Source organism: Kribbella sp. HUAS MG21, assembly GCF_040254265.1.
Classification (GTDB): domain Bacteria; phylum Actinomycetota; class Actinomycetes; order Propionibacteriales; family Kribbellaceae; genus Kribbella.
Genome location: NZ_CP158165.1, coordinates 2,895,117 through 2,919,646, shown reverse-complemented (window position 1 = coordinate 2,919,646; position 24,530 = coordinate 2,895,117). Strand labels below are relative to the sequence as shown.

25 protein-coding genes are annotated in these 24,530 nt (G+C 69.9%); 15 read left to right on the top strand and 10 right to left on the bottom strand.

Annotated elements, in window-relative coordinates; translation table 11 throughout:
* Positions 1-174: 174 nt before the first annotated feature.
* From ABN611_RS14250 to pyrE, 3 genes are read right to left on the bottom strand one after another with little or no spacing between them, the layout of a single operon-like run.
* A complete protein-coding gene (locus tag ABN611_RS14250) occupies positions 175-1,029 on the bottom strand; it encodes a LemA family protein (protein WP_350280341.1) in 855 nt (284 codons plus the stop codon).
* Between the two features lie 40 nt (positions 1,030-1,069).
* On the bottom strand, positions 1,070-1,834 hold the full coding sequence (locus tag ABN611_RS14245) for a hypothetical protein (protein ID WP_350280340.1): 765 nt from the start codon (positions 1,832-1,834) through the stop codon (positions 1,070-1,072).
* Complete coding sequence (gene pyrE / locus ABN611_RS14240) at positions 1,834-2,379, bottom strand: orotate phosphoribosyltransferase (RefSeq protein WP_350280339.1); 546 nt, start codon at positions 2,377-2,379, stop codon at positions 1,834-1,836. Before pyrE ends, ABN611_RS14245 begins: the two co-directional genes overlap by 1 nt.
* 157 nt (positions 2,380-2,536) lie before the next feature.
* On the opposite strand from pyrE, the gene tdh reads away from it, so the two are divergent.
* The 7 genes from tdh to ABN611_RS14205 all read left to right on the top strand — a co-directional run bounded on the left by tdh (position 2,537) and on the right by ABN611_RS14205 (position 8,171).
* Positions 2,537-3,586: an L-threonine 3-dehydrogenase gene (tdh, locus tag ABN611_RS14235; RefSeq protein WP_350281640.1), complete on the top strand. Its 1,050-nt coding sequence runs from the start codon at positions 2,537-2,539 to the stop codon at positions 3,584-3,586.
* On the top strand, positions 3,586-4,770 hold the full coding sequence (locus ABN611_RS14230) for a glycine C-acetyltransferase (RefSeq protein WP_350280338.1): 1,185 nt from the start codon (positions 3,586-3,588) through the stop codon (positions 4,768-4,770). The genes tdh and ABN611_RS14230 overlap by 1 nt, the downstream gene beginning before the upstream one ends.
* Positions 4,771-4,846: 76 nt before the next feature.
* Entirely contained in the window at positions 4,847-5,428 is a 582-nt protein-coding gene (locus tag ABN611_RS14225) for a hypothetical protein (RefSeq protein WP_350280337.1), read from the top strand.
* A gap of 58 nt (positions 5,429-5,486) precedes the next feature.
* Positions 5,487-5,756 (top strand): ribbon-helix-helix protein, CopG family, encoded by a 270-nt coding sequence (locus ABN611_RS14220; RefSeq protein ID WP_350281639.1) that lies wholly within the window; start codon positions 5,487-5,489, stop codon positions 5,754-5,756.
* A complete protein-coding gene (locus ABN611_RS14215) occupies positions 5,756-6,166 on the top strand; it encodes a type II toxin-antitoxin system VapC family toxin (RefSeq protein WP_350280336.1) in 411 nt (136 codons plus the stop codon). The genes ABN611_RS14220 and ABN611_RS14215 overlap by 1 nt, the downstream gene beginning before the upstream one ends.
* A 32-nt stretch (positions 6,167-6,198) precedes the next feature.
* Positions 6,199-7,284, top strand: a complete 1,086-nt coding sequence (locus ABN611_RS14210; protein WP_350280335.1) for a winged helix DNA-binding domain-containing protein — start codon at positions 6,199-6,201, stop codon at positions 7,282-7,284.
* Between the two features lie 62 nt (positions 7,285-7,346).
* Positions 7,347-8,171 (top strand): aldo/keto reductase, encoded by an 825-nt coding sequence (locus ABN611_RS14205; protein ID WP_350280334.1) that lies wholly within the window; start codon positions 7,347-7,349, stop codon positions 8,169-8,171.
* On the opposite strand, the gene ABN611_RS14200 is transcribed toward ABN611_RS14205, so the two are convergent.
* Positions 8,168-9,079: a LysR family transcriptional regulator gene (locus tag ABN611_RS14200; protein WP_350280333.1), complete on the bottom strand. Its 912-nt coding sequence runs from the start codon at positions 9,077-9,079 to the stop codon at positions 8,168-8,170. The genes ABN611_RS14205 and ABN611_RS14200 overlap by 4 nt on opposite strands.
* Positions 9,080-9,400: 321 nt before the next feature.
* Between ABN611_RS14200 and ABN611_RS14195 the strand changes: the two genes are divergently transcribed.
* Positions 9,401-10,300, top strand: coding sequence for a LysR family transcriptional regulator (locus ABN611_RS14195; protein WP_350280332.1), 900 nt, complete (start codon positions 9,401-9,403; stop codon positions 10,298-10,300).
* On the opposite strand, the gene ABN611_RS14190 is transcribed toward ABN611_RS14195, so the two are convergent.
* On the bottom strand, positions 10,297-11,079 hold the full coding sequence (locus ABN611_RS14190) for an SDR family oxidoreductase (protein ID WP_350280331.1): 783 nt from the start codon (positions 11,077-11,079) through the stop codon (positions 10,297-10,299). The genes ABN611_RS14195 and ABN611_RS14190 overlap by 4 nt on opposite strands.
* Positions 11,080-11,131: 52 nt before the next feature.
* On the opposite strand from ABN611_RS14190, the gene ABN611_RS14185 reads away from it, so the two are divergent.
* From ABN611_RS14185 to ABN611_RS14155, 7 genes are all read left to right on the top strand, one after another.
* Entirely contained in the window at positions 11,132-11,770 is a 639-nt protein-coding gene (locus ABN611_RS14185; protein WP_350280330.1) for an HAD-IA family hydrolase, read from the top strand.
* A gap of 93 nt (positions 11,771-11,863) precedes the next feature.
* Positions 11,864-12,562 (top strand): FCD domain-containing protein, encoded by a 699-nt coding sequence (locus tag ABN611_RS14180; protein ID WP_350280329.1) that lies wholly within the window; start codon positions 11,864-11,866, stop codon positions 12,560-12,562.
* 115 nt (positions 12,563-12,677) lie between these two features.
* Positions 12,678-13,046: a GNAT family N-acetyltransferase gene (locus tag ABN611_RS14175; RefSeq protein ID WP_350280328.1), complete on the top strand. Its 369-nt coding sequence runs from the start codon at positions 12,678-12,680 to the stop codon at positions 13,044-13,046.
* 143 nt (positions 13,047-13,189) lie between these two features.
* A complete protein-coding gene (locus ABN611_RS14170; RefSeq protein WP_350280327.1) occupies positions 13,190-15,142 on the top strand; it encodes a glycosyl hydrolase family 28-related protein in 1,953 nt (650 codons plus the stop codon).
* Positions 15,143-15,215: 73 nt separating this feature from the next.
* Positions 15,216-16,010: a LuxR C-terminal-related transcriptional regulator gene (locus tag ABN611_RS14165; RefSeq protein ID WP_350280326.1), complete on the top strand. Its 795-nt coding sequence runs from the start codon at positions 15,216-15,218 to the stop codon at positions 16,008-16,010.
* A 54-nt stretch (positions 16,011-16,064) separates the two neighbouring features.
* On the top strand, positions 16,065-16,478 hold the full coding sequence (locus ABN611_RS14160) for a hypothetical protein (protein ID WP_350280325.1): 414 nt from the start codon (positions 16,065-16,067) through the stop codon (positions 16,476-16,478).
* Between the two features lie 52 nt (positions 16,479-16,530).
* On the top strand, positions 16,531-17,679 hold the full coding sequence (locus ABN611_RS14155) for a pyridoxal phosphate-dependent aminotransferase (RefSeq protein ID WP_350280324.1): 1,149 nt from the start codon (positions 16,531-16,533) through the stop codon (positions 17,677-17,679).
* Here the strand turns inward: ABN611_RS14155 and ABN611_RS14150 are convergent.
* The 5 genes from ABN611_RS14150 to clpB all read right to left on the bottom strand — a co-directional run bounded on the left by ABN611_RS14150 (position 17,676) and on the right by clpB (position 24,482).
* Entirely contained in the window at positions 17,676-17,879 is a 204-nt protein-coding gene (locus tag ABN611_RS14150; protein ID WP_350280323.1) for an ArsC/Spx/MgsR family protein, read from the bottom strand. The genes ABN611_RS14155 and ABN611_RS14150 overlap by 4 nt on opposite strands.
* 16 nt (positions 17,880-17,895) lie before the next feature.
* Positions 17,896-18,354 carry a hypothetical protein gene (locus ABN611_RS14145; RefSeq protein WP_350280322.1) on the bottom strand — a complete coding sequence of 153 codons (459 nt, stop codon included), beginning with the start codon at positions 18,352-18,354 and terminating at the stop codon, positions 17,896-17,898.
* A gap of 92 nt (positions 18,355-18,446) precedes the next feature.
* Positions 18,447-21,068, bottom strand: coding sequence for a hypothetical protein (locus ABN611_RS14140; RefSeq protein ID WP_350280321.1), 2,622 nt, complete (start codon positions 21,066-21,068; stop codon positions 18,447-18,449).
* Complete coding sequence (locus tag ABN611_RS14135) at positions 21,065-21,670, bottom strand: hypothetical protein (RefSeq protein WP_350280320.1); 606 nt, start codon at positions 21,668-21,670, stop codon at positions 21,065-21,067. Before ABN611_RS14135 ends, ABN611_RS14140 begins: the two co-directional genes overlap by 4 nt.
* A 232-nt stretch (positions 21,671-21,902) precedes the next feature.
* A complete protein-coding gene (clpB, locus tag ABN611_RS14130; protein WP_350280319.1) occupies positions 21,903-24,482 on the bottom strand; it encodes an ATP-dependent chaperone ClpB in 2,580 nt (859 codons plus the stop codon).
* Between the last annotated feature and the right edge of the window lie 48 nt (positions 24,483-24,530).

Genomic DNA, 24,530 nt, shown 5'->3' with positions numbered 1-24,530 from the left:
CGGTCGTGCCCGCCGGGAAGCCCGATGTACGCCGGATGTATCTCAGTGCGGCACTGTTGACCCAGGTACCGGGGGAGGGCAGGCCCGGAGGTGACGACCTGACCGCCGTCACACCGGGCCTGGCACTGGGAGCGAGTTCGGGTTCGGGGGACCTGAACCACGGGGAACCGGTGCCTACTGGCCACCGGTGAATGGCGGCTGACCGTCCTGCGGAGCGGGGGAACCCGCAGGCGGCCCGCCCACCGGTGGCTCTCCCTGGTACTGCCCCGGCTGCTGGTACTGCGGCTGGCCAGGCTGCTGGTACTGCCCCTGGTAGTTCCCCGGGAGCTGCTGCGGCGCCTGGTAGCCGGCCTGGTACTGGCCCTGGCCCTGGCTCCCCGGCATCTCCGGCTGGATCTGGCCCGAGGAGTGCGCCCCCGGCTGCATCTGCGGCGGCGCCTGCTCACCCGGCACCGAGCCGATGCTGCCGAACGAGACCTGCGGCACCGCGCGGACCTGCTCGTCCTTGACCTCGAAGTATCCGGCCTTCTCGAACTTGAAGGCGCCGGCGATCAGGTTCGACGGGAACGCCTCGATCCGGGTGTTGTAGTCGCCGACGTTCGCGTTGTAGAACCGGCGGCCGGCCGCGATCCGGTCCTCGGTGTCGGTCAGTTCGCGCTGCAGGCCGAGGAAGTTCTGGTTGGACTGCAGCTGCGGGTACTGCTCGACGGAGATCATCATCTGCCGCAGCGCACCGGACAGCTGACCCTCCGCGGCCGCGCGCTGCTCCGGGTTCGAGCCCTGCACGTTCACCGCCTGGGTGCGCAGCCGGGCGACCTCCTCGAACACGTGCCGCTCGTGCGCGGCGTACGCGCGCACGGTCTCGACCAGGTTCGGGATCAGGTCGTACCGGCGGTGCAGCTCGACGTCGATCTGCCGCCAGGACTCCTGGATCAGGTTCCGTTGCTTGACGAAGCGGTTGTACGACGTGATCAGCACGATCGCCAGAATGACGACTACCGCGACGATCGCGATGATGGCCCAGACCATGTTCCCAGCTCCCGAGTGATTGGCAGTGCTGGGAGCGACTCTACGGGTACGTAGGTCCGCCCGGCGGCTGCTGCGACGGGTACTGCGCCTGTGGCGGGTGCGGTGCCTGCGCGCGCGGGTCGACGCCGGCGTAGTCGCGCCAGACGTACGGCGGGACGTTCTCGAGGATCTGCTGGAGCAAAGCGAGGCGGTTCATCACCTCGTTCGGGTCGTGCGCGCCCTTGTCCCAGCCGACCAGCGAGTTCCCCTCCAGCCGCCAGCCGATCTCGCCGCGGGCGAGCAGCAGCTCCATCATCCGCGGCGTCACCACCGCGTGCCCGAACCGCTCGTCGTCGGCCTTCACCCGGAACGACCGGTTGAACTGGTCGCTCTCGAACTGGAGGTCGCGGAACCCGAACGCGTTCGCCACCGCGCCGCCGAAGATCCCCTCGTGCGTCACCTCGAGGTGTGGCAGCGCGCCCGGCAGCTGCAGGACGACGACACCGTAGTGGTGCGTGGTCGTCCGGCGGCGGCCCTTCGAGTCGGTCGAGTGCGTCTGGTAGCTGTAGTCGAAGGCAACCATCCGGTGCCCGTTGAACGCACCGGTCAGCACGTTCTTCGCGCGCCGGTTGTCACCGGTCCGGAACGGCGTACCCGCCCACTGCCCGGCGAGCGCGTTGTCGGCCGGCACGTACGACCAGCCCTGCGCGGCGGCGAACCCGGCGAACAGCTCGCGGCGCTTCTTCGCCCGGTAGTAGTTGAAGTAGGCGAGCCCGACGCCGAGGACGACGGCGACCAGGATGATCAGCCACGTGCTTCTCTGCATCAGCCGAGGCCCAGTTCCTCGAGGCCGAACACGGCGCGGTACTCCAGCCCTTCCGCCTCGACCCGCTCCTGCGCCCCGGTCGACCGGTCGACGATCACCGCGACCCCGACCACCTCGGCGCCCGCCTCTCGCAACGCCTCGACCGCGGTCAGTACCGATCCGCCGGTCGTGGACGTGTCCTCGACTGCCAGCACCCGGCGGCCTGTGACGTCCGGCCCCTCGATCCGGCGCTGCAGCCCGTGCGTCTTCTCGGCCTTCCGTACGACGAACGCGTCGAGCGTCCGGCCCTGCTGGGCCGCGGCGTGCAGCATCGACATCGCGACCGGGTCGGCACCGAGCGTGAGCCCGCCGACCGCGTCGTACTCCAGGTCCTCGGTCAGCTCGAGCATCGCCGGGCCGATCAGCGGTGCGGCGGCCGCGTCGAGCGTGATCCGGCGCAGGTCGACGTAGTAGTCGGCCTCCTTGCCGGACGCCAGCGTCACCCGGCCGTGCACGATCGCCTTGCTCTTGACCTGCTCCAGCAGTCCGTCCCGGTCGTAGCTCATGAGCCTTGAGCTTAGATGACTGATCAGCTCACCGGTTTACTGCCGACGTACAGGGGATGTGCAGAGGAACTGCAAAGGCTGTGCACGACGTGTCGATGGACGCCGCTGGTTGCCCAGGACGACGATGTGGACGATCGTCGTACTGGAGGTGGGTGCCGTGAAGGCACTGGTGAAGGCCGAGGCGAGGCCCGGCCTGTGGTTGCGGGACGTACCGGAGCCGAAGATCGAGGCCGACGAGGTCCTGATCAAGGTGCTCCGCACCGGGTTGTGCGGCACCGACCTGCACATCCAGAGCTGGGACCACTGGGCGCAGAAGAACGTGCCGGTGCCGATGGTGACCGGGCACGAGTTCTGCGGTGAGGTGGTCGAGATCGGCGTCGGTGTCCGCGACGTCGCGGTCGGTGACCTGGTCAGCGGCGAGGGTCACCTGGTGTGCGGCCGCTGCCGCAACTGCCGGGCCGGGCGTCGGCACCTGTGCATCAAGACCCGCGGCCTCGGTGTCCATGTGCCGGGCGCGTTCGCGGAGTACGTCGCGCTGCCGGCGAGCAACGCGTGGGTGCACAAGGATCCGGTCGACCTCGACGTCGCCGCGATCTTCGACCCGTTCGGCAACGCCGTCCACACGGCGCTGTCGTTCCCGCTGGTCGGCGAGGACGTGCTGATCACCGGCGCCGGGCCGATCGGGGTGATGGCCGCGGCGGTCGCGCTGCACGCCGGTGCGCGGAACGTGGTGATCACCGACCTCTCGGAGTACCGCCTGGACCTGGCCCGGAAGATCGGCGTGACCCGGGCGGTGAACGTCGCGGAGGAGTCGATCGCGCAGGCGCAGCAGAGCCTCGGGATGCGCGAGGGGTTCGACGTCGGGATGGAGATGTCCGGGCAGCCGGCCGCGCTGCGGGACATGATCGCGAACATGAACCACGGCGGGAAGATCGCGATGCTCGGGCTGCCGGCGGACGAGATCGCGATCGACTGGAGCACGGTGGTGCTCAACATGCTGACCATCAAGGGCATCTACGGCCGGGAGATGTTCGAGACCTGGTACTCGATGTCGGTGATGCTGGAGCGCGGCCTGGACCTGACGCCGGTGATCACCCACCGGTTCGGGTACGGCGACTTCGAGCGGGCGTTCGACGTCGCGCGCGCCGGGCAGTGCGGCAAGGTGATCATGGACTGGACGACGGAATCGCTGGAGGAGAAGCACTGATGTTCGCATCGATGCGGGACGACCTGACGACCACCATCGGCGAGATCCGGGACGCCGGGCTCTACAAGTCCGAGCGGGTGATCACCTCACCCCAGCAGGCGCTGATCTCCGTTGCCACTGGCAACGAAGTACTGAACTTCTGCGCCAACAACTACCTCGGGCTGTCCGACCACCCGGAGGTCGTCGCGGCCGCCAAGGAGGCCCTGGACCGGTGGGGCTTCGGGTTGTCCTCGGTGCGCTTCATCTGCGGCACCCAGCAGATCCACAAGGACCTCGAAGCTGCCCTCAGCAACTTCCTGGGCACCGAGGACACCATCCTCTACAGCTCCTGCTTCGACGCGAACGGCGGGCTCTTCGAGACGCTGCTCGGCGCCGAGGACGCGATCATCTCCGACGAGCTCAACCACGCCAGCATCATCGACGGCATCCGGCTGTCGAAGGCGCGCCGCTACCGGTACAAGAACCGCGACCTGGCCGACCTCGAGGCGCAGCTCAAGGACGCGGCGGACGCGCGGTACCGGCTGATCGCGACCGACGGCGTGTTCTCGATGGACGGGTACGTCGCCCCGCTGGACGAGATCTGCGACCTGGCCGAGCGGTACGACGCCCTGGTGATGGTCGACGACTCGCACGCGGTCGGGTTCGTCGGGCCGGACGGGGCCGGTACGCCGTCGCTGTTCGGCGTGAAGGACCGCGTCGACATCGTCACCGGGACGCTGGGCAAGGCGCTCGGCGGCGCGTCCGGCGGCTACGTCTCCGCGCGCCGCGAGATCGTCGAGCTGCTGCGGCAGCGGTCCCGCCCGTACCTGTTCTCGAACTCGCTGGCCCCGGCGGTGACCGCCGCCTCGCTGAAGGCGCTGGAACTGATCGGCGGCTCCAGCGACCTGCGCGACAAGCTCGCCGCGAACACCGCGCTCTTCCGCAGCAAGATGACCGAGGCCGGCTTCGACGTACTGCCCGGCGACCACCCGATCTCCCCGGTGATGATCGGCGACGCCGCCGAGGCCGGCCGGCTCGCGGACAAGCTGCTCGACCTCGGCATCTACGTCATCGGCTTCTCCTACCCGGTCGTCCCGCAGGGCAAGGCCCGCATCCGCGTCCAGCTCTCCGCGGCACACTCCACCGCGGACGTGGAACGCGCGATCACCGCCTTCACCGAGGCCCGCGCCGCACTCGCCGGGTAGCGCCGGGCGGACAGCGCCGGAGGTGTCAGGCGGGCCGCCGCTAGAGTTGCCCGGTCCGCCTGGGTGAGGAGCCTTCATGCGCCAGATGCTGGCCGTCGTCGGAGTTGCAGGTCTGCTGGCCGTTGCCGGCTGTGGATCGGACGCCGGACCGCCCGTCACGGCACCGTCGCCCGCGTCGTCGAACACCGTGTCCGCGACCCCGACGCCCGAGATGCCGGCGTACACCCCGGGTACCCCGGACCGCAGCGTGCCGGTCGCGCGATCGACTCCCAAGGCATTGAGCGTCACCGGGGCCGGAACGAAGTACCTGGCGATCACCCGGCCGTACAACGTGGCGCTCGAGCGCTTCGAGCAGGCCGCGAACGAGAACATGTCGCTGCCCACCCTGCAGAACCGCGCCAAGGCCGTCGCAGCGGCGAACCTGGCCGAATACACCGCGCTCCGCTCGACCGTCTGGCCCGCCCGAGTGTCCACGCAGATGCGCGCCCTGGCCAAGGCCGATGCGGCCGCACGCCCCCACTGGCTCCGAGCCGCCGCCAGCAACAGCAAGTCCGAAATGGCCACCCACGTACAACAAGCCACCAGCATCAAGTCCCCGTCAGCCCAGATCCGCCAGCTCCTGAACCTCCCGAAGTACGACGAGAACGACTACAGCTGACTCCGGTACCGTCTGGTACCACTTGCGGCACCAATTGCGGTACCATCGCCGTGTGGCCATGAACCTGAGACTTGCCCCCGAGGTGGCGGCGGCCCTGCAGGCGGAGGCGGAACGCACCGGCCAGTCCCAGCAGGAGATCGTCCGGGACGCGCTCGGCCGCCGGCTGCACCTGATCGACCACGAGGACCCGACGGGCGATCGCGAACGCGCGCGGGCGGCCCGTGCGGTGCAGCCTGCCCGGGTCCCGTATCGCAGGGTGACCCCACGACTCCGGCTGCCGAAAGGCACCTCCACCCTCGAGCTGCTCGACCGCGACGACCGCTTCTGATGCGCGTCTACTTCGACAGCAGCGCGCTGATCAAGCGGGTCGTGGTCGAGGACGAGTCCACCGACCTTGTCGATTTCCTCGACGCGCGTTACGAGCAAGGCGACCTGCTGGCCTCGTCGTCGCTCGCCTGGGTCGAGGTGTCCCGGGTGGTCCTGGCCCGGGTGAAGAAACCTGCCGATGCCGGCAGCCTCATCGACGACGCGATGTCCGGGATGGACGAGCGCCCGATGACGGGCGAAGTCGTGAGCGTCGCCCGCCGCATCGAACCGCTCGTCCTGCGCAGCCTCGACGCGCTGCATCTCGCCACCGCGGTGCTGATCGACGCGGACCTCGTCGTCACGTACGACGAGCGCCTCGCGGACGCCTGTCGCCGGAACTCCCTTGCCGTCGTGGCACCGGGACGGGACTGACAGTTGTCGGTGCCGCCGGGCAGGATGCGGGTATGGCGGTGATGAGTGCGCGGGCGGTGAATCGGGCGACGCTTGCCCGGCAGTTGTTGCTGGAGCGGGTCGAGGCTTCGGCTGTCGAGGTGGTGGGGCGGTTGGTGGGGATGCAGGGGCAGGAGGCCAAGCATCCTTATGTGGGGTTGTGGTCGCGGGTCGTCGGGTTCGAGGGGGTCGAGCTCGATCGGGCCGTGGCGGCTCGGGAAGTAGTCCGGGCGACCATGTTCCGGGGGACGTTGCATCTGGTGACGGCGGGCGATTACCTGCGGTTCCGGCGGACGGTGACGCCGGTGCTCGAGGCGGGGTTGCGGGTGCTCGGGGAGCGGGCGGCGGGGCTGGAGCCGGAGAAGGTCGTGGCCGCGGCCGAGGCCTTGCTCGCGAAGGAGCCGTTGACGTTCACCGAGGTGCGCAACGCCCTGCAGCAGCAGTTCCCGGACGTGAACGAGCGGGCGCTCGGATTCTGCACGCGGATGCTGGTGCCGCTGGTGATGTACCCGGCGGACGTCCGGTGGTCCTGGACGGCGAACTCCCGGTTCACGCCCGCCGAGCAGTGGATCGGCAAGAAGCTCCACAAGCGCGCCGAGACGAGCGAGCTCGTCACGCGGTATCTGAGTGCGTTCGGCCCGGCCACGCCCGCGGACTTCCAGACCTGGTCCGGACTACAGAAGGCGAAGCCGTTGTTCGACGAGCTGGAGCTGGAGACCTTCGAGGACGAGTCCGGCAAGACGCTGTACGACGTACCGGACGCGCCCCGGCCCGACGCGGAGACGCCCGCGCCGGTGCGGTTCCTGCCGGAGTTCGACAACGTGCTGCTGTCGCACGCGAAGCGGGAGCGGATCATCGCGGACGAGCACAAGCCGGCCGTGTTCACGAAGAACCTGCGGGTGAAGGCGACGTACACCGTCGACGGCCTCGTCGCCGGGCTGTGGGCGAGCGAGAAGAAGCGTGGTGTGGCCACTCTCACCCTGACGCCGTTCGGCCGGACGCCGAAGAAGACCCAGGCCGAGCTCGAGCGGGAGGGCGACGGGCTGCTCCGGTTCCTGGAGCCCGCTGCGAAGTCCTTCGCCGTGGTTACGAACGGTTAATGAGGTTGTTGTCACACGTCAGATGACTGGGCCGGAAACCTTTTGCCGGGTGGAATGGGTAGATGAACACAGTCCCCTCCATCACTCTGGACAACGGCGTCGAGATCCCGCAGCTGGGCCTGGGGGTCTGGCAGGTCGAGGACGCGATCGTCACCGACGTGGTGACCGCGGCGTTCGAGACCGGTTACCGGCACATCGACACCGCCGCGATCTACGGCAACGAGGAAGGTGTCGGCCGGGCGATCGCCGCGTCGGGCATCCCGCGTGACGAGCTGTTCATCACCACCAAGCTGTGGAACGACGACCAGGGCTACGACAGCACGCTGAAGGCGTTCGACCAGAGCCTGGCGAAGCTCGGCCTGGAGTACGTCGACCTGTACCTGATCCACTGGCAGTCGCTGCAGCGCGATCTGTACGTCGACACCTGGAAGGCGTTCGAGCAGCTGTACGCCGACAAGCGGGTGCGCGCGATCGGCGTCTCGAACTTCCACGAGCCCGCGCTGCGGCGGATCTTCGAGGAGACCACGATCCGCCCGGCGGTGAACCAGATCGAGCTGCACCCGGCGCTGCCGCAGGACGAGCTGCGCGCGTTCAACGCCGAGAACGACATCGTCACGCAGGCCTGGAGCCCGCTGGCCTCCGGCGAGCTGATCGGCAACCCGGTGCTGAAGGCGATCGGCGACAAGTACGGCAAGTCGCCGGCCCAGGTGATGATCCGCTGGCACCTGCAGCTCGGCAACGTGGTGATCCCGAAGTCGGTGACTCCGAGCCGGATCCAGGAGAACTTCGAGGTCTTCGACTTCCGCCTGGACAACGACGACATGGCCGCGATCGCGGACCTGGAGACCGGCGTCCGCACCGGCGGCGACCCGGACGTCTTCGGCTAGAGCAGTTCGAGGAAGCGCGCCAGGACGGGCGAGCGGTTGTCCGGGGACCAGGCCACGGAGAGCTGCCACGGCGGCAGGTCGTCGGACAACTCGCGGTACACGACGGCGTCCGGGTTCGACGGCGGGGTCGGGCCGATGAGGAGCGAGACGCCGAGGCCGGCGGTGACCAGCGAGATGATCGTCTGGACGTCGGCCGCTTCCTGCTCGATGCGCGGCGTGAACCCGGCCGCCCGGCAGAAGCCGACGATCGTGTCGTGCACCGTCGGCCCGCTCGGCCGCGAGTAGAACACGAACGGCTCGTCCGCCAGCTCGGCGAGCCGCAGCCGCTTCCGCCGCGTCAGCCGGTGACCGGCGGGCAGCACCGCGACCAGCGGGTCCTCCGCGACCACCCGCGACGACAACCCCGGCGCCAGTCGTACGACGGTCGTCGGCCCCGCCTGCTTTCCGCCGCCGGACGGCGCGGTCGGACGCAGCAGTCCGACGTCGATGCGGCCGTCCCGCAGCGCCTCGGTCTGCCGGAGCGTCGTCGACGACTCCAGGTCCAGCACCACCTCGGGATACGCGCGGCGGAACGCGCCCAGCAACCGCGGCAACGCCTCGAACGTCGCCGACTGCACGAAGCGCAGGCGCAGCGTCCCGAGCTCACCGCGCTGCGTCCGCTGCGCCGCGCGTACCGCCTCGTCCGCCCGGCGCAGCAGGTCCCGCGCCTCGGCCAGGAACGTTTCCCCCGCCGCCGTCATCACGAACCGCCGCTTCACCCGGGCGAACAGCTCGACGCCCAGATCGTGCTCGAGCGCCGCGATCTGCCGGCTGAGCGACGGCTGCGTCAGGTGCAGCCGGACAGCCGCGCGCCCGACGTTCATCTCCTCGGCCACCACCACGAACGATCTGAGCTGGCGCAGTTCCATGCGACCTATCATGCACCAGACACATCAACTCCGCGCAGAACTTTCATTGGACGTATCAACGCCTGGTTCCTACTGTCGAAGTGTCGAAAGGAACCACCGTGTTGTACGTGCCCTACTCCGTCATCAAGACGGTCCACGAAGAAACGCACTCCGCACTGCCGAACGCCCCGCGGCGCCCGCATGTCCCGGTGCGTCACCCGCTCCGCGACGCCCTCCGCCGCTGGTCCGACCGCCGTACGGCGGCCCGTCCGCCCAGTCCGGCCGTCGAACTGAAACTGGTGGCGAGCGGCCCGGGCGACGACCTGTGCCAAGCTGAGGTCCGTGATCGAGGTACGACGCCTGCGGGTGTTGCGCGCGCTAGCTGACCACGGGACCGTGACCGCGGCCGCCGAGGTGCTGCACCTGACGCCCTCGGCGGTCTCCCAGCAACTGGCGGCGCTGGAGTCGGAGGTCGGCCAGGAGCTGCTCGAACGCCGCGGCCGCCGGGTCGCGATCACCTCGGCCGGCCGCCTGCTCCTCGCCCACACCGACACGATCCTCGCCGAGGTCGAGCGCGCCGAGGACGCGATGCGGCTGCACGCGAACGGCGCGAACGGCGAGGTCCGCGTCGTCGCGTTCGCGACCGCGATCTCGCTGCTGGTCGCGCCGGCGCTGCCCCGGCTCCGCGAGACCACGCCCGGCCTCGACCTCGTGGTCCGCGACGCCGAAGGCCACCAGGGCATCACCTACCTGCTCGACGGCGACGCCGACCTCGCGATCGCGGTCGAGCACCGCGGCTCCCCGCGCCCCGACGACCGGCGGCTGGCCCGGATCCCCTTGTACGCCGAGCCTTTCGTCGCCGTCCTGCCGCCGGCGCACCCGGCCGCGGACCAGGACACGATCGAGCTGAGCATGCTCGCGGCGGACGACTGGGTGATGACCGCACCCGGCAACCCGATCCGCGACGTCGTCCTGCTCGCCTGTGAGCAGGCAGGTTTCCAGCCGCGGATCGTGCACCAGTCCGACGACTTCCGCGCCGTCGCCGCCCTGGTCGCGGCGGGCGGCGGCGTCTCCCTCGTCCCACGCCTCGCCGTCCCCGAACCGACCCTCGCCGTGATCCGCCCCCTCGCCGACCCGGCCCCGGCCCGCCGCGTCTACGCCGCCGTCCGCGCCAGCCGCGCCGACCACCCGCTGATCACCGCGACCCTCGATGTCCTCACCGAGGTCGCCGAAAAGCTCTAGCGGCGCCGCCCGTCCAGGCCGACGGTCGAGACGCGGGCGATCAGGGCCCGTGGGGTGAAGCGGGCGGCGAGCATGAGCAGTTTGTAGCGGGCGCTGGGGACCGAGATCGCTTTGCCGCGCATCAAGTCCTTCCACGCGGCGTCGACCAGGTCGTCGGCGTCCAGCCACATGAACGACGGGATGATCGTCTTGTCCATGCCCATCCGCTCGTGGAACTCGGTGTGCACGAAGCCGGGGCACAACGCCATCACCGCAACGCCCTTGGCGTGCAGCTGGACCGCGAGGCCCGCGGAGAACGTGGTCACCCAGGCCTTGTGCGCGCTGTAGATGTTGCGCTGCAGGAACCCGGCCACCGACGACACGTTGATCACCGCACCCGACCCGCGCTCGATCATCGGCAGGACGGCCGCGTGGGTGAGCCGCATGACTACGCGCACCAGCAGGTCGAGCTGCTTCTCCTCGACGTCGATCGGGTTCGCCCAGAACGGCTTCTTCTGCCCGAAGCCGGCGTTGTTCACCAGGACCTCGATCGGCCCGGTACGGAAGCGTTCCTCGACGCGGGCGAGGTCGTCCTTGTCGGTCAGGTCCGCGGCCAGCACCTCGCACTCGACACCGTGCAGCCGGGTGATCTCGGCGGCGACCTCCTTGAGGCGCGCCTCGTCCCGCGACACCAGCACCAGGTCGTACCCCTCGCGCGCGAGCTTGTCGGCGAACGCCCGGCCGATCCCGGTCGTCGGCCCGGTGACTAGCGCAGTGGGCCTCGTGGGCCTCTCGGGCATGGTGCAGTCCTCCCGTCGGTGACGCTCCCAGTCTGTCACCTACCCTGGTCGGGTGCTGGCGGACATCGAGACCTGGGTGCTGGACCTGGACAACACGCTCTATCCGGCCGGTTCCGCCCTCGCCGAGCAGCTCACCCACGGCATCCTGTCGACCGTCGCGCAGTACTACGGGACCGACCTCGCCGGCGCCCGCGGCATCCAGGCCGAGCTGATCGCGGCGTACGGTACGTCGCTGCGCGGCGCGATGGTGACGGGCACCATCGACCCGCACGACTTCCTCGCGTTCGAACGCCGGATGGACTACTCCGTACTGCGTCCCGATCCCGAGCTCGCCCAGGTACTCGGCGAGCTCCCGGGGCGGCGGTACGTGTACACGAACGGGTCGGCGTACCACGCGGAGCAGGTGCTCGGCCGCCTCGGGCTGACCGGCTGCATCGACGGGGTCTTCGACATCCTCGCCGGCGAGCTGATCCCCAAGCCGTACGCCGAGAGCCTGGACGCGTTCCTGGCGTCGTTCGGGATCGACCCGGCGCGGGCGGCGATGTTCGACGATCTCGAGGTGAACCTGACCGGGCCGCACGAGCGCGGGATGACGACGGTCTGGGTGAGCGGCGGGACGCCGTACGAGCAGCTCGCGGCGCGGCGCTGGCGGGCGGCCGACGTGTCGGGGTTCCTGCGAGCAAACGTCTGACGAATTGCCACCTCAAAGCGATCGCCTCAGCGGCAGGCGGCGAGATGTGACCGAGAATGGTCTGAGGACTTACGCTGCGACAGGAGGTGGAAGATGGCTGCTACGGACAAGGCGCTGGCCGGGCTGCGGCAGATGATCGCGTCCGGCGAGCTCGGCCCGGGGGCGAAGTTCCCGCCGGAGCCGGAGCTGTGCGACCACCTGGGCGTGTCCCGGAGCTCGCTGCGGGAGGCGGTCCGTTCGCTCGGCGCGCTCGGGGTGATCGAGTCCCGGCACGGCTCCGGTACGTACGTCTCGGCGCTCGACCCGGCCGCGATCATCAGCCGGTTCTCGCTGTCGGTCGAGCTGATCCCGCTCGAAGGCGTCCTGGAGCTCCTGGAGGTCCGCCGGGTGCTCGAGTCGCATGCCACCGCCGCCGCCGCGGCCCGCCAGGACCCGGAGCTCGCGGGCCGGCTCGCCGAGGTCCTCGACCGCCTCGAGTCGACCACCGACGCGACCGAGATCCAGCACCTGGACGCCGAGTTCCACGGCCTGATCTGCACCGCCGGCGGCAACCCGACGGTCACCGCGCTCACCGACGTGATTCGCGGCCGCGGCGGGCACTACCGGATCTTCGAACCCGGCGCGGACTTCGACGCGATCAAACAGACCAGCGATCGCGGCCACCGGGCGATCCTCGCCGCGATCACCGCCCGCGACCCGGCCGCCGCCGCCACCGCCGCCTCCGCCCACATCGCCCAGACCGAGCTCTGGCTCCGCGCGCTGCGCCCCGACCCACAACCGGAGCTGCCATGACAGTGCTGATGTCGCGACTCCGTCGCGACGGGTCATGGGGCTGTTACTCCCGTTCTTCCCTCGTCGCTCCGGTCGCTGCGCTCCCTCCGCTCCTCAGTCCAGAACGGGAGGCCCCATGACCTGGGCCCTGCGCCCCGCGACCCCCGACGACCTCGATGAGCTCGTCGAGCTCCGGGCGGTCGTGATGCGCCCCGACCTGGAACGCCTCGGCCGGTACGACGAACACCGCGTCCGGCAACGGCTGCGCGACGCGTACCAGCCGGAGTACCTGCAGATCATCGAGGTCGACGGCGAGTTCGCCGGCTCGATCACGATGCGGCCGGCGGGCGACCGCCGCTGGCTCGAGCACTTCTACCTCGCACCGCACCACCAGGGCCGTGGCCTCGGCACCGCGGTGCTGCGCGACGCCCTGGACCGCGCGGACGCCGACGGCGCGACCGTCTGGCTGAACGTCCTGCAGGGCAGCCCGGCGCGCAAGCTGTAGGAGCGGCACGGTTTCGAGGTGGACAGCGAGGATCCCGTCGACGTCTTCATGGTCCGGAAATTTCTCTGACCTGTCGAGATCTTGCGCGCCGCTCGTCCGGTGCATAACCTCCAGACACATTTCGTCCGGGAGGGGATCCGCCGATGTCCCGTTCGCCCTTGATCGCGCTCGCCGTGGCGGCCGCGTTCCTCGGTTCCGTACTCACGTCCCATCCGGCCGCCGCGCAGCCGGCGCCGCGGATCACCCGCGCCGGTCTCGACCCGGCACTCGTCGCGGGCCGCGGCGCCGACGTACCGTTCGTCGAGCAGGAGGCGGAGAACGCCGTCTTCACCGGTGAGCGGATCGGCCCGGGGCGGGAGGCGTACACGCTCCCCGCCGAAGCGTCCGGGCGGACCGCCGTACGGCTGCAACCCAAGCAGTACGTCGAATTCACGCTGACCGAGCCCGCCAACGCGTTCACGTTGCGGTACAGCATCCCGGACGCGCCGGGCGGTGGCGGGATCACCGCGCCGCTGGACGTGAGCGTCAACGGGAAGCGCAAGCAGACCATGACGCTGACCTCGGAGTACGCCTGGCTGTACGGGATGTACCCGTTCTCCAACGACCCGGACGTCGATCCGCACCCGGGCTGGTGGAAGCCCGAGCCGGACCCGGTGGCGAAACCGTTCCGGCCGAACCACTTCTACGACGAGCAGCGGGTCCGGCTGGACCGTACGTACCGGGCGGGCGACCGGATCCGGTTCGCCGTACCGCGGCACACCCCGGCGGCCTGGACCGTGCTCGACGTCGCGGACTTCGAGCTCGTCGGCGCACCGCTGCGGCAGCCGAAGCAGTCCCTCGACGTCCGGCTCTTCGGCGCCGACCCGACCGGCCGGCGGGACGCCGCGCCGGCGATCGAGCGCACGATCGCGGCGGCGCAGAAGCTCGGCTGGTCGGTGTTCATCCCGGCCGGCACCTTCCAGGTGAACCGGCACATCATCGTGGACGAGGTGACGATCCGCGGCGCCGGCAACTGGTGGACGATCATCAAGGGCAAGGTGCTGCCGCTCGCCGAGCCCGCGCCCGACAAGTCCGTGCACACGGCGCCCGGGTTCTACGGCAAGTACGCCGCCGACGGCGGGAGCACCGGCGTCCACCTGTCGGACTTCGCGATCGAGAGCGACGTCCGGGAACGGATCGACACCGACCAGGTGAACGGCATCGGCGGTTCGATCGGCGGCGGTTCCACGATCGAGAACCTGTACCTGCACCACACCAAGGTCGGCATCTGGCTCGACGGGCCGATGGACGGGCTGCTGATCCGCAACAACGTGATCACCGATGCGATTGCCGACGGCATCAATCTGCACCTCGGCGTCTCGAACGTCAGGGCCACCAACAACTTCGTCCGGAACAGCGGCGACGACGGGCTGGCCATGTGGTCGGAGGCCAACGCCGCCGGCCTGGTCAACCACGACAACGTGTACGACCACAACACCGTGCAGACGCCGGTGCTGGCGAACAACATCGCGATCTACGGCGGCCGCGACAACGCCGTCACCGACAACCTGGTGGCCGACCCGATCCGCGAGGGCAGCACGCTGCACGCCGGCTCACGGTTCAACGCGACGCCGTTCGAGGGCACGCTGACGTTCGCCCGCAACACCACCGTGCGCGGCGGTCCGCGGGACCTGAACTGGAACCTCGGGCTCGGCGCGATCTGGCTGTACGCGTTGCAGTCCACGATGTCCGGCGCGATCGAGATCACCGACAGCTCGTTCCTGGACTCGACGTACAACGCCATGCTGTTCGTCGTCGACTGGCCGGTGAAGGACGACTACGCGATCACCGACGTCGCCGTCCGGAACGTCAAGGTCGACGGCACCGGGACCAACGTGGTGAACGCGCGGGTCGGCGGCTGGGCGACGTTCGAGAACGTCGACGCGCGGAACGTCGGGGCGCCGTTCGTGAACAACTGCGGCACGTTCCAGTTCGACGGCTCCCCCGAGTTCGACGTCCGCCTGCTCGGCGGGAACGACGGCGGCTGGACCGGCGCCAGTTGGTGCGAGGACCGGCCGGCCGTCGTACCGCCGCCACCACCGTCGCCCTGGGAGTGACACACCTGAGGCGAGCGATAACCCGCTGTGCGTGAGACCATCTGCTGGGGGTCTGATCGCCACGGGGGGTGGGATGAGTCATTCGACGAGTCGTCAGGTCGTGCTGGACGCTTCGCTGCGGCTGCAGGTCGTGCGGGCCCGGAGCTGCGACGAGTGGTCCGCGGGCCACGGTACGGCGGAGGTCGAGGTCTTCGGGGACGACGCCGACGCGTTGCGCGACTGGTTGCAGGACCAGTGCCGGCGCTCCGAGGAGCTGGTCGCGGTGACGTCGACGCGCTGCCAGACGCTGCAGGGGTTCCGCCGGAGCGATGCGTTCAACCGGCTGCTGGTCGAGCGCGGCGTACGGATGACCAGCTACTTCGACACCAGCGGCGGCGCTGAGCAGGTCACCGACTTCATCGTCGCGGCCGAGGACATGCCGTACCACCTGGCCGACGGCGCGCTGCAGGTCAAGCTGCTCGACCGGGAGCGCGTTGTCGTCGAGGGCCCGGTCGTCGACGGTCGGCGCAGCCTGATGGTGCTGCGCTGCCCTGAGGCGGTGAACGCGACCGGGCAGTACCTGCGGGCCGTGCGGGAGACCGCCGTACGAGCCTCGGAGTTCCGCGAGCGGATGGTCGGGCTGACCCCGCGCCAGCGGGTGATCGCCGAGCAACTCGAGGACGGCTGCACCGACGAGGACATCGCCGAGCAGCTCGGCCTCAGCGTGCGGACCGTCCGGTACGAGGTGGCGCGGTTGCTGGACGTCCTCGACGTCGCGACCCGGTTCGCGGCGGGTGTGCGGTACGGCCGGCTGAAGGCGCTCGACGACCGCGCGATTGCAGGAACCTGCAACCGATTCGCCGTCACCGGCGGCCCCCGGCGACGCTGAGGCCCGCCGGATCCACCGCCCGGGTCCGGTAACTCCAGCGAAGGGGACGACCTGATGCGAACGACGACCCGAGTAGGCGCGGCACTGGTGACCACGGCCGCACTGTTGACGCTGACCGCCACCCAGGCCAGCGCCGCGGTGACCTGGCTGTGGGAGAAGGCCGACGGGAACAACATCGGCACGGCGAGCTACACCGACACCGGCAACGTCATGCACGTCAACGACCAGGAGGCCGACGGCCACTCGTTGCTGCTGTTCGTGCACCGGCCGGGCGTCTCGAACGGCGTGGCCTGCTGGGACAGCACCGGCGCCGACACCGCGGGTGTGAACTGCACGCTGAACTCGTACGACGAGAACACCCTGCTGGAGGGCTACCTCTGCCGCGGCGAGTGGGCCAGCAACCCCGACGACCGCGTCATCTTCTGGGACCGCTGCAACAAGGCGGGCGCCCGCCAGTTCCGGAAGTAGGCCCGGGTACGGCGGCAGCGCGTGGACGCTGCCGCCGTCATACCCTGAGCAGATGCGCGCACACGCAGAGCGGTTGGACGGGCTGGGTACGACGATCTTCGCCGAGATGTCGGCACTCGCACTGGCCACCGGGTCGGTGAACCTCGGCCAGGGCTTCCCGGACCGCGACGGGCCGGACTCGTTGCTCGAGGACGCGATCGCGGCGATCCGCGGCGGCGCCAACCAGTACGCACCCGCGCGCGGCGTCCCCGCGCTCCGGCAGGCGATCGTGGACCACCAGCAGCGGTTCTACGGCCTGACGTACGACCCGGACACGCAGGTCCTGGTCACCACCGGCGCGACCGAAGCGATCGCGGCCGCGCTGCTCGCGTTCGTCGAGCCGGGTGACGAGGTGATCGCGCTCGAGCCGTACTACGACTCGTACGCGGCCGGCATCGCCTTCGCCGGCGGCCGTCGGGTACCGGTGACGCTGCGCGCGCCGTCGTACCGGCTGGATCTCGACGAACTGCGGGCCGCGATCACCCCGCGGACGAAGGTGCTGCTGATCAACTCGCCGCACAACCCGACCGGCACCGTCCTCACCGACGAGGAACTGCGCGGCATCAGCGCGGTCGCCGTCGACCATGACCTGGTCGTGATCACCGACGAGGTCTACGAACACCTCGTGTACGACGGGACGCACCGGCCGCTGGCGTCGTACGACGGGATGGCGGAGCGAACCGTCTCGATCAGCAGCGCGGGGAAGACGTTCGCGGTCACCGGCTGGAAGATCGGGTGGGTCACCGGCGCACCCGAGGTAGTGGCCGCGGTGGCCGGGGCCAAGCAGTTCCTCACCTTCACCTCCGGCTCGCCCTTCCAGCCCGCGGTCGCGAACGCGCTTGCCCTGGGCAACGACTACTACGACCGGCTGCGCGGCGACCTGCAGGCGTGTCGCGACCTGTTGTCGGACGGCCTCGCCGAGCTGGGCTTCGAGGTGCACCGCCCCGCCGCCACCTACTTCGTCACCACCGACATCCGCCCGCTCGGCCACACCGACGGCATCGAGTTCTGCCGGATGCTCCCCGAACGCGCCGGCGTCGTCGCGATCCCCCACCAGGTCTTCTACGACAACACCGACTACGGCAAACCCCTGGTCCGCTGGGCCTTCTGCAAGCAACCGGCCGTCATCCAGGAGGCCCTGACCCGCCTCCAGAAGCTCTAGAGGAACTTCGCGAGCGTTTCGGGGTCGCGGGCGACGGCGGTGGTCCGGTCGTCGGCGGTGATGATCGGGCGCTGGATGAGGATCGGGTTCGCGACCATGGCCGCGATCCAGTCGGCGCGGTGCTCGGCGTCCCGGGGCAGCGTCTTGAGCGGCTTGGCGGCAGCTTCGTTGTGGCAGGCGGGATTGATCCAGATCTCCACGAAGGTCTCCCAGGCGTCAGCGGTGCTGGAACCACAGTCTGGTGGGGCGCTGCAGCATCAGGATCAGCAGGGTGGCGTGCACGGCGAGACCGAGCAGGCTGGCGGGCAGCGCCATCACGCCACCGGCGATGCCCATCGCCGCGACCGCGATCAGCACGTACCGCGCCCAGGCGTGCCGCTTGCGGAGGAAGATCGCCGGGACCACGTACGCCGCCGCGCACACCAGCACCGCCCCGACCGCAAGGGCGGTCTTGTCGCGGGACCCGGTGAGCACCTCGGAGATCTGATCGCCCGCGGCGGTCAGCGCGAGCCCGGCGAGCAGTAGGCACATCGCGCCTAGCCCCGCCGAGATCACCGCGGCGACCGTCACCTGCCGCGGGGCCGCCGTCGGCGGGCCGTACGTCTCCGGAACGGCACCGAACATGCCGCTGTACGGTCCCGGCCCACCCGGCCCGTCACCGCCCTGCGCAGTCATCCAACGTCCTTCCACGATCCCCACCCCGATCCTCCCAGATCGGCCAAACGACGCTGCCCACGCCGGGCCGGGCCCGGCGTGGGCAGCGAGGCTCAGGAGGTGACGCGTCTGCGAAGCAGGCCGGTGACGCCGATGGCGACACCGAAGACCGCCAGGCCGGCGAGCAGGCGGATCCAGCTGCGGTCGCCCTCACCGGTAGACCCGGCCAGCTTGAGCGAGTACGCCGTCGCGCCGGTCGCACCCTCGGGAGCGCCGAAGGGCATCGACTCGGTCTTGGCCCGGTCGGCGGCGGCAGCGAGCAGGCCGTAGCGGCGGCCGAAGTCGCGTGCGGTGTCGGCGCCGTTCTTCGTCAGCACCTTCGCACCTTCCTTCGAGAGCCGGCCGGCGCCGTCGGGGATGGCGGGCGCTTGTTCGGTGGCACTGGTGAGGCCGTCCGCCAGCTTGCCCGACCCCTCGGCCGCGGAGCCGATGCCGGTCGCCAGATCCTTGGAGCCCTGCGCCAGCTGGTCCGAGCCGGTCTTGGCCTGGCCGACGCCGTCGGCCAGTCTGCCGGTGCCGCCAGCCAGCAACCCGAGTCCGTTGTCGAGCTTCCCGGTGCCGTCCACCAGCACGCCGACACCCGCCTTGAGCTTGCCGGTACCGCTGGACAGCGCACCCGCCCCGGTGTCGAGCTGATCAGCGCCGTCCGACAGCTGGGTGAGGCCGGCCAGCAGAGTCTTGCCACCTTCCTGGATCTGTCCGACTCCACTCTGCAGCCCGTTGACCCCACCACGCAGCGTCTTGCTGGCCGGTGTGTCCTTCGACGTACCGATGCCGCTCTGGACGCCGGCCACCACGCCGGACACCAGCTGAGTCACACCGGCATCCAGCGCCGCGAGCCCCTGCATCAGACCAGGCTCCGAGTCCGGGCAGCCCGAGACCCGGTTGTCGAGGCCGCACTGCAGCTGCGCGATCCCTGGTACGGCGCGCTGGGTCAGCCGGCCCTTCAGGTAAGCGAGCGCAACCTGCAGTTTGGCCGAATCCGGCAGCGGCTTGTCCAGATCGGGCACCGGGTCGCCCATCGAGCCCATCTGCGCGATCACCGAGTCGAGGATCATCTTCTTGACCGGGTTGGTCTCCGGCCCGACGTTCAGCGCCCCGGCCGGCCCGTTGAGCTGCGCGGCAGCAGGGCCGTAGCAGGCTTCGTCGTACGTTCCGGCCGGCTTGCCTTTGCTGACCGCGTTGAGCGCGTCCGCCGCGCAGTGCACGCCGCCGCGCATCTTGTCGATTCCCGGACCGGAGGCGGCGAGTTGCTTCTTCAGGGTCTCCAGTCCGCCGAGCAGCGTTCCCTCGGTTCGGACCGAGCCGATGCCCGCGCGGAGCTGCGCGATCCCCTCGTGCAGGGGTTTCGCTTTGGCGGGCAGCTGACCGACGCCGCCGTACATCTGACCCAGCCCGTCCTCGACGCTCTTCAGGCCGCCACTGACCTGCTTCAGTCCGTCGATCAGCGCCGGAGCCTTGCCGGTGGCCTCATTCAGGCCGGAGGCGAGTTTGCCGGTACCGGTCTTCAACCGGCCGGCACCTGCGGCGAGGTCCTTGGCGCCTTTCTGCAGCGCGCCCGCGCCTTTGTCGAGCTTGTCCGCACCCTTGGCCGCCTCGCCGGTCTTGGCGCGCAGTTGAGATGCACCGGACTCGAGCTCGGCCAGGCCGCCGGCGAGCCGTGCCGCACCGCTGGAGAGCTTCGTGGCACCGGGCGCGGCCTGGTTGGCGAGGCCTTCGTTCAGGGTCTTCGCACCGGCGTTCAACTGGAGCAGGCCGGCGAGCAGCTTCTGCGAGCCGTCCCGCAGCCGGATCAGGTTCGCGTCGAGCGTCGTACCACCCTCGACCAGGTCGGCGCCCTTCTCCGCGCCGCTCTGGTAGCCGGACACCGCGGTCTTGAACGTCGGGCTCTCCAGCGGGCTGACCGGCAACGCGGTCAGCTCGGCCTCGGGGACGATCGCGTCCGTGACCTCGGCCGCCCAGCCGAACTCCGCGGTCGCGGCGCCGACGGGCGGGAACAGCGTCGCGGTGAAGCTCAGCTTCGTACCGCCCTTGCCGTCGCCGGCCTTGTTCGCCTCGGCCGAGGTGACGTCACCGAATTCGGGCGGCAGCACAGTCGTCAGCTGACCGACCATCGGAAGGACGACCTCGGCCTCCTCGACGACCTGCTTGCCGTACCCGTCGGTGATCGTCACCGACTCGGTCCTGGCCGACGTGTTCTCGACGACGTAGCGCGCCTCCAGCCTGCCCTTCTTGCCGACGACGTCACTGGGTTTGGACAGCTTCTTGCCGTTCAAGGTGTAGGTGACGGCGACCTTGATCGGCAGCTTCCGCTTGTCGAAGTCGCTGACGGTGCGAATCCGCTGCTCGCCGTCCACCGACAGGTCGACGGCCATCTTGCCGTCCTTGACCGCGAAGCCGCCGAAGCTGTCCAGGTTGCGCAGGCCGTCGGTCGAGACCGGGTTGGCGACCTTCACCTTTCCGCTGCCGACAAAGGCGAGTTGCTCGTAGACGCGAGCGCCTTGGACCTTGCCGCTGGGATCGAGTCTGGCCTGAACGGTCTCGGTGTTGGTGACCGTGACGGGTCCGGCGGAGAGTGCGCTCGAGGTGGCCAGCGCCTGGGACGTCGACAGGACGAAAGCGGACGGGACGGCGACGGCGACAGCCAGTCCCCGGGTGATGCGTCGGGCGGTCACGCACGGTCTCCTTCGGTCGAGGCAAGCTCACGGGTGTCGTCGGCGGGAACCCAGGCAACGTCTTCTTCGGTCGGCTCGTCGGGTGGTGGTACCTCGGAACGTTCAGCGGCCGGCACCGGTCGGGGCCGCTGGAGCGAGGTCGCCAGGAACCCGATCCCAGCCGCCAGCAGTACGCCGGTGGCCGCCGACGGCGACTGGGCCAGGAAGGCCGGGCTGTCCGCGGTATAGGCCTCCTCGTACACGGCGACCATTGCGGCCGCGCCGAGCAGCAAGGTCCACAAAGGAATCCGCTCGGCCGAGCCGGCCGCGAACGCCACGCACACGGCCACCACGGCGACGGCCGCGACGGCCCGGCCCGACGCCGAGTCAGGCAGATAGAGCGCCCGTACCGCGAATCCGAGCCAGGCGACGAACAGTCCGATCAAGAAGCCGGTCGCACGCATCGCCGGAGAGCGATCCGGCACCAGCCCCACCACACCACCCAGTGCTCCGCCGACCAGCGCCACGTGCTGCGTGTCCAGACCGAGAGCTTCCCCGACCAGACACAACAGCCCCGCGACGACGGCCAGCAGCACACCGGAGAGCAAGGTACTGCGCTGCATTGAGTCCTCCACTCACCGTCGGACTCCGGGGACCCCCCGCCGGAAAATCCAAGTTTCAGGTACTTGAACTACTGTTCAGTACTTTTGCTGACGGACGTTCCTACCAAGCAGTAACCACTGGTTTCAAGAGCGGAGAGATACCGACTCACAACAGCCGGAAGTTCAAGTGTTTGAAGGCGTGCAACGGAAAAGCCGGGCCGGTCAGGTAGACCGGCCCGGCTCGCAGTGATCGTCAGGCAGCGACGTCCAGGGCGTCCTTTGCCTCGTTCAGCGTCACGTTGACGGTTTCGCCGTCGCGGATGGTGCCGTTGAGCAGGCCGCGGGCGAGTTCGTCGCCGATGGCGGACTGGACCAGGCGGCGCAGGGGGCGGGCGCCGTACACGGGGTCGTACCCGGTCATCGCCAGCCACTCCATCGCGCTCTCGTCGACGGCCAGCGTGATCCGCCGGTCGGTCAGGCGGCGCTGCAGCGCCGCGATCTGCAGCCCGACGATCTGGGTCAGCTCCTCGCTGCCGAGCGCGTCGAACAGTACGATCTCGTCCAGCCGGTTGATGAACTCCGGCTTGAACGACTGCCGCACCACGGCCATCACCTGGTCGCGCTTCACCTGGTCGTCCAGCGTGATGTCGGCCAGGTACGCCGACCCGAGGTTGCTGGTCAGGATCAGGATCACGTTCCGGAAGTCGACCGTCCGGCCCTGGCCGTCGGTCAGCCGCCCGTCGTCGAGCACCTGCAGCAGGATGTCGAAGACCTCGGGGTGCGCCTTCTCCACCTCGTCCAGCAGGATCACGGAGTACGGACGCCGCCGGACCGCCTCGGTGAGCTGGCCGCCCTCCTCGTACCCGACGTACCCGGGCGGGGCGCCGACCAGCCGCGCGACGCTGTGCTTCTCGCTGTACTCCGACATGTCGATCCGGACCATCGCCCGCTCGTCGTCGAACAGGAAGTCCGCGAGCGCCTTCGCCAGCTCGGTCTTGCCGACACCGGTCGGGCCGAGGAACAGGAACGAACCGGTCGGCCGGTCCGGGTCCGAGATGCCCGCGCGCGCCCGCCGTACGGCGTCGCTCACGGCCTTGACCGCCTCACGCTGACCGATCAGCCGGTGGCCCAGCTCCTCCTCCATCCGGAGCAGCTTGCCGGTCTCGCCCTCGAGCAGCCGGCCGGTCGGGATCCCGGTCCACATCGCGATCACCTCGGCGATCTCGGTGGGGCCGACCTCCTCGTTGACCATCGCTTCGGGGCCCTCGGCAACCTCTTCCTCGGCGTCGGCCTCCTCGAGTTCCTTGGTGAGCTGCGGGATCTCGCCGTACAGCAGCCGGGACGCGGTCTCCAGGTCGCCGTCGCGCTGGGCGCGCTCGGCCTGGCCGCGCAGCTCGTCGATGCGCTCCTTGATCTCACCGACCCGGTTCAGGCCGGACTTCTCGCGCTCCCAGCGGGCCTCCAGCGCGCGCAGCTCCTCCTCGCGGTCGGCGAGGTCGGCGCGCAGCCGCTCCAGCCGCTCCTGCGACGAGGCGTCGTCCTCGTGGGACAGCGCGAGCTCCTCCATCTTCAGCCGGTCGACCGTGCGGCGCAGCGAGTCGATCTCGACCGGGGACGAGTCGATCTCCATCCGCAGCCGGGACGCGGCCTCGTCGACCAGGTCGATCGCCTTGTCGGGCAGCTGGCGGCCGGTGATGTACCGGTTCGACAGCGTCGCCGCGGCGACCAGCGCGGAGTCGGAGATCGCGACCTTGTGGTGCGCCTCGTAGCGCTCCTTCAGGCCGCGCAGGATCGCGATCGAGTCCTCGACCGACGGCTCGCCGACGAAGACCTGCTGGAACCGCCGCTCCAGCGCCGGGTCCTTCTCGATCCGGGTCCGGTACTCGTCCAGGGTGGTCGCGCCGATCATCCGCAGCTCGCCGCGGGCCAGCATCGGCTTCAGCATGTTGCCGGCGTCCATCGCGCCCTCGCCGGACGCACCGGCGCCGACGACCGTGTGCAGCTCGTCGATGAACGTGATGACCTGACCGTCGGACTCCTTGATCTCGGTCAGCACGGCCTTCAGCCGCTCCTCGAACTCACCGCGGTACTTCGCCCCGGCGACCATCGCGCCCAGGTCCAGGCTGATCAGCCGGCGGCCGCGCAGCGACTCCGGGACGTCACCGGCGACGATCCGCTGCGCGAGGCCCTCGACGACGGCGGTCTTGCCGACGCCGGGCTCACCGATCAGCACCGGGTTGTTCTTGGTACGGCGGGACAGCACCTGCACCACGCGCCGGATCTCGGTGTCGCGCCCGATGACCGGGTCGAGCTTGCCGTCCTTGGCGCGCTGGGTCAGGTCGACGCCGTACTTCTCCAGGCTCTTGGTGGTGCCCTCGGCCTCCGGCGAGGTGATCCGGCGGTTGCCGCGCATCTGGTCGAACGCCTGCAGCAGCGCGTCCGGCGTCACGCCGAGCGCGCTCTGCGCAGGGCCCTCGACGGTCGCGAGCGCGATCAGCAGGTGCTCGGTGGAGACGTACTCGTCCCCGAGCCCGAGGGCCCGCTGCTCCGCCTGGTTCAGCACGTCGCCGGTCCGCGGCGACAGGCTGGGCGCCTGCACGCTGCCGCCGCTCGCCTTCGGCAGCCGGGTCAGCTGCTCGGCGGTCTTCCGGCGTACGGCGTCCAGGTCGCCGCTGGCCGCCTCGAGCAGGCCGATCGTCGTTCCTTCGGGCTGCGCGAGCAGCGCCGACAGCAGGTGAATCGGTTCCACGGTCGGGTTGCCCGCCGCGGAGGTCTGACGGATCGCGACCGACAGGGTTTCCCGGGCCAGCGTCGTCAACCGCTGAACATCCATCTGGTTCCAGCCTTTCGAGTTCCAGCAACAACAGTCACTGGGTACAAC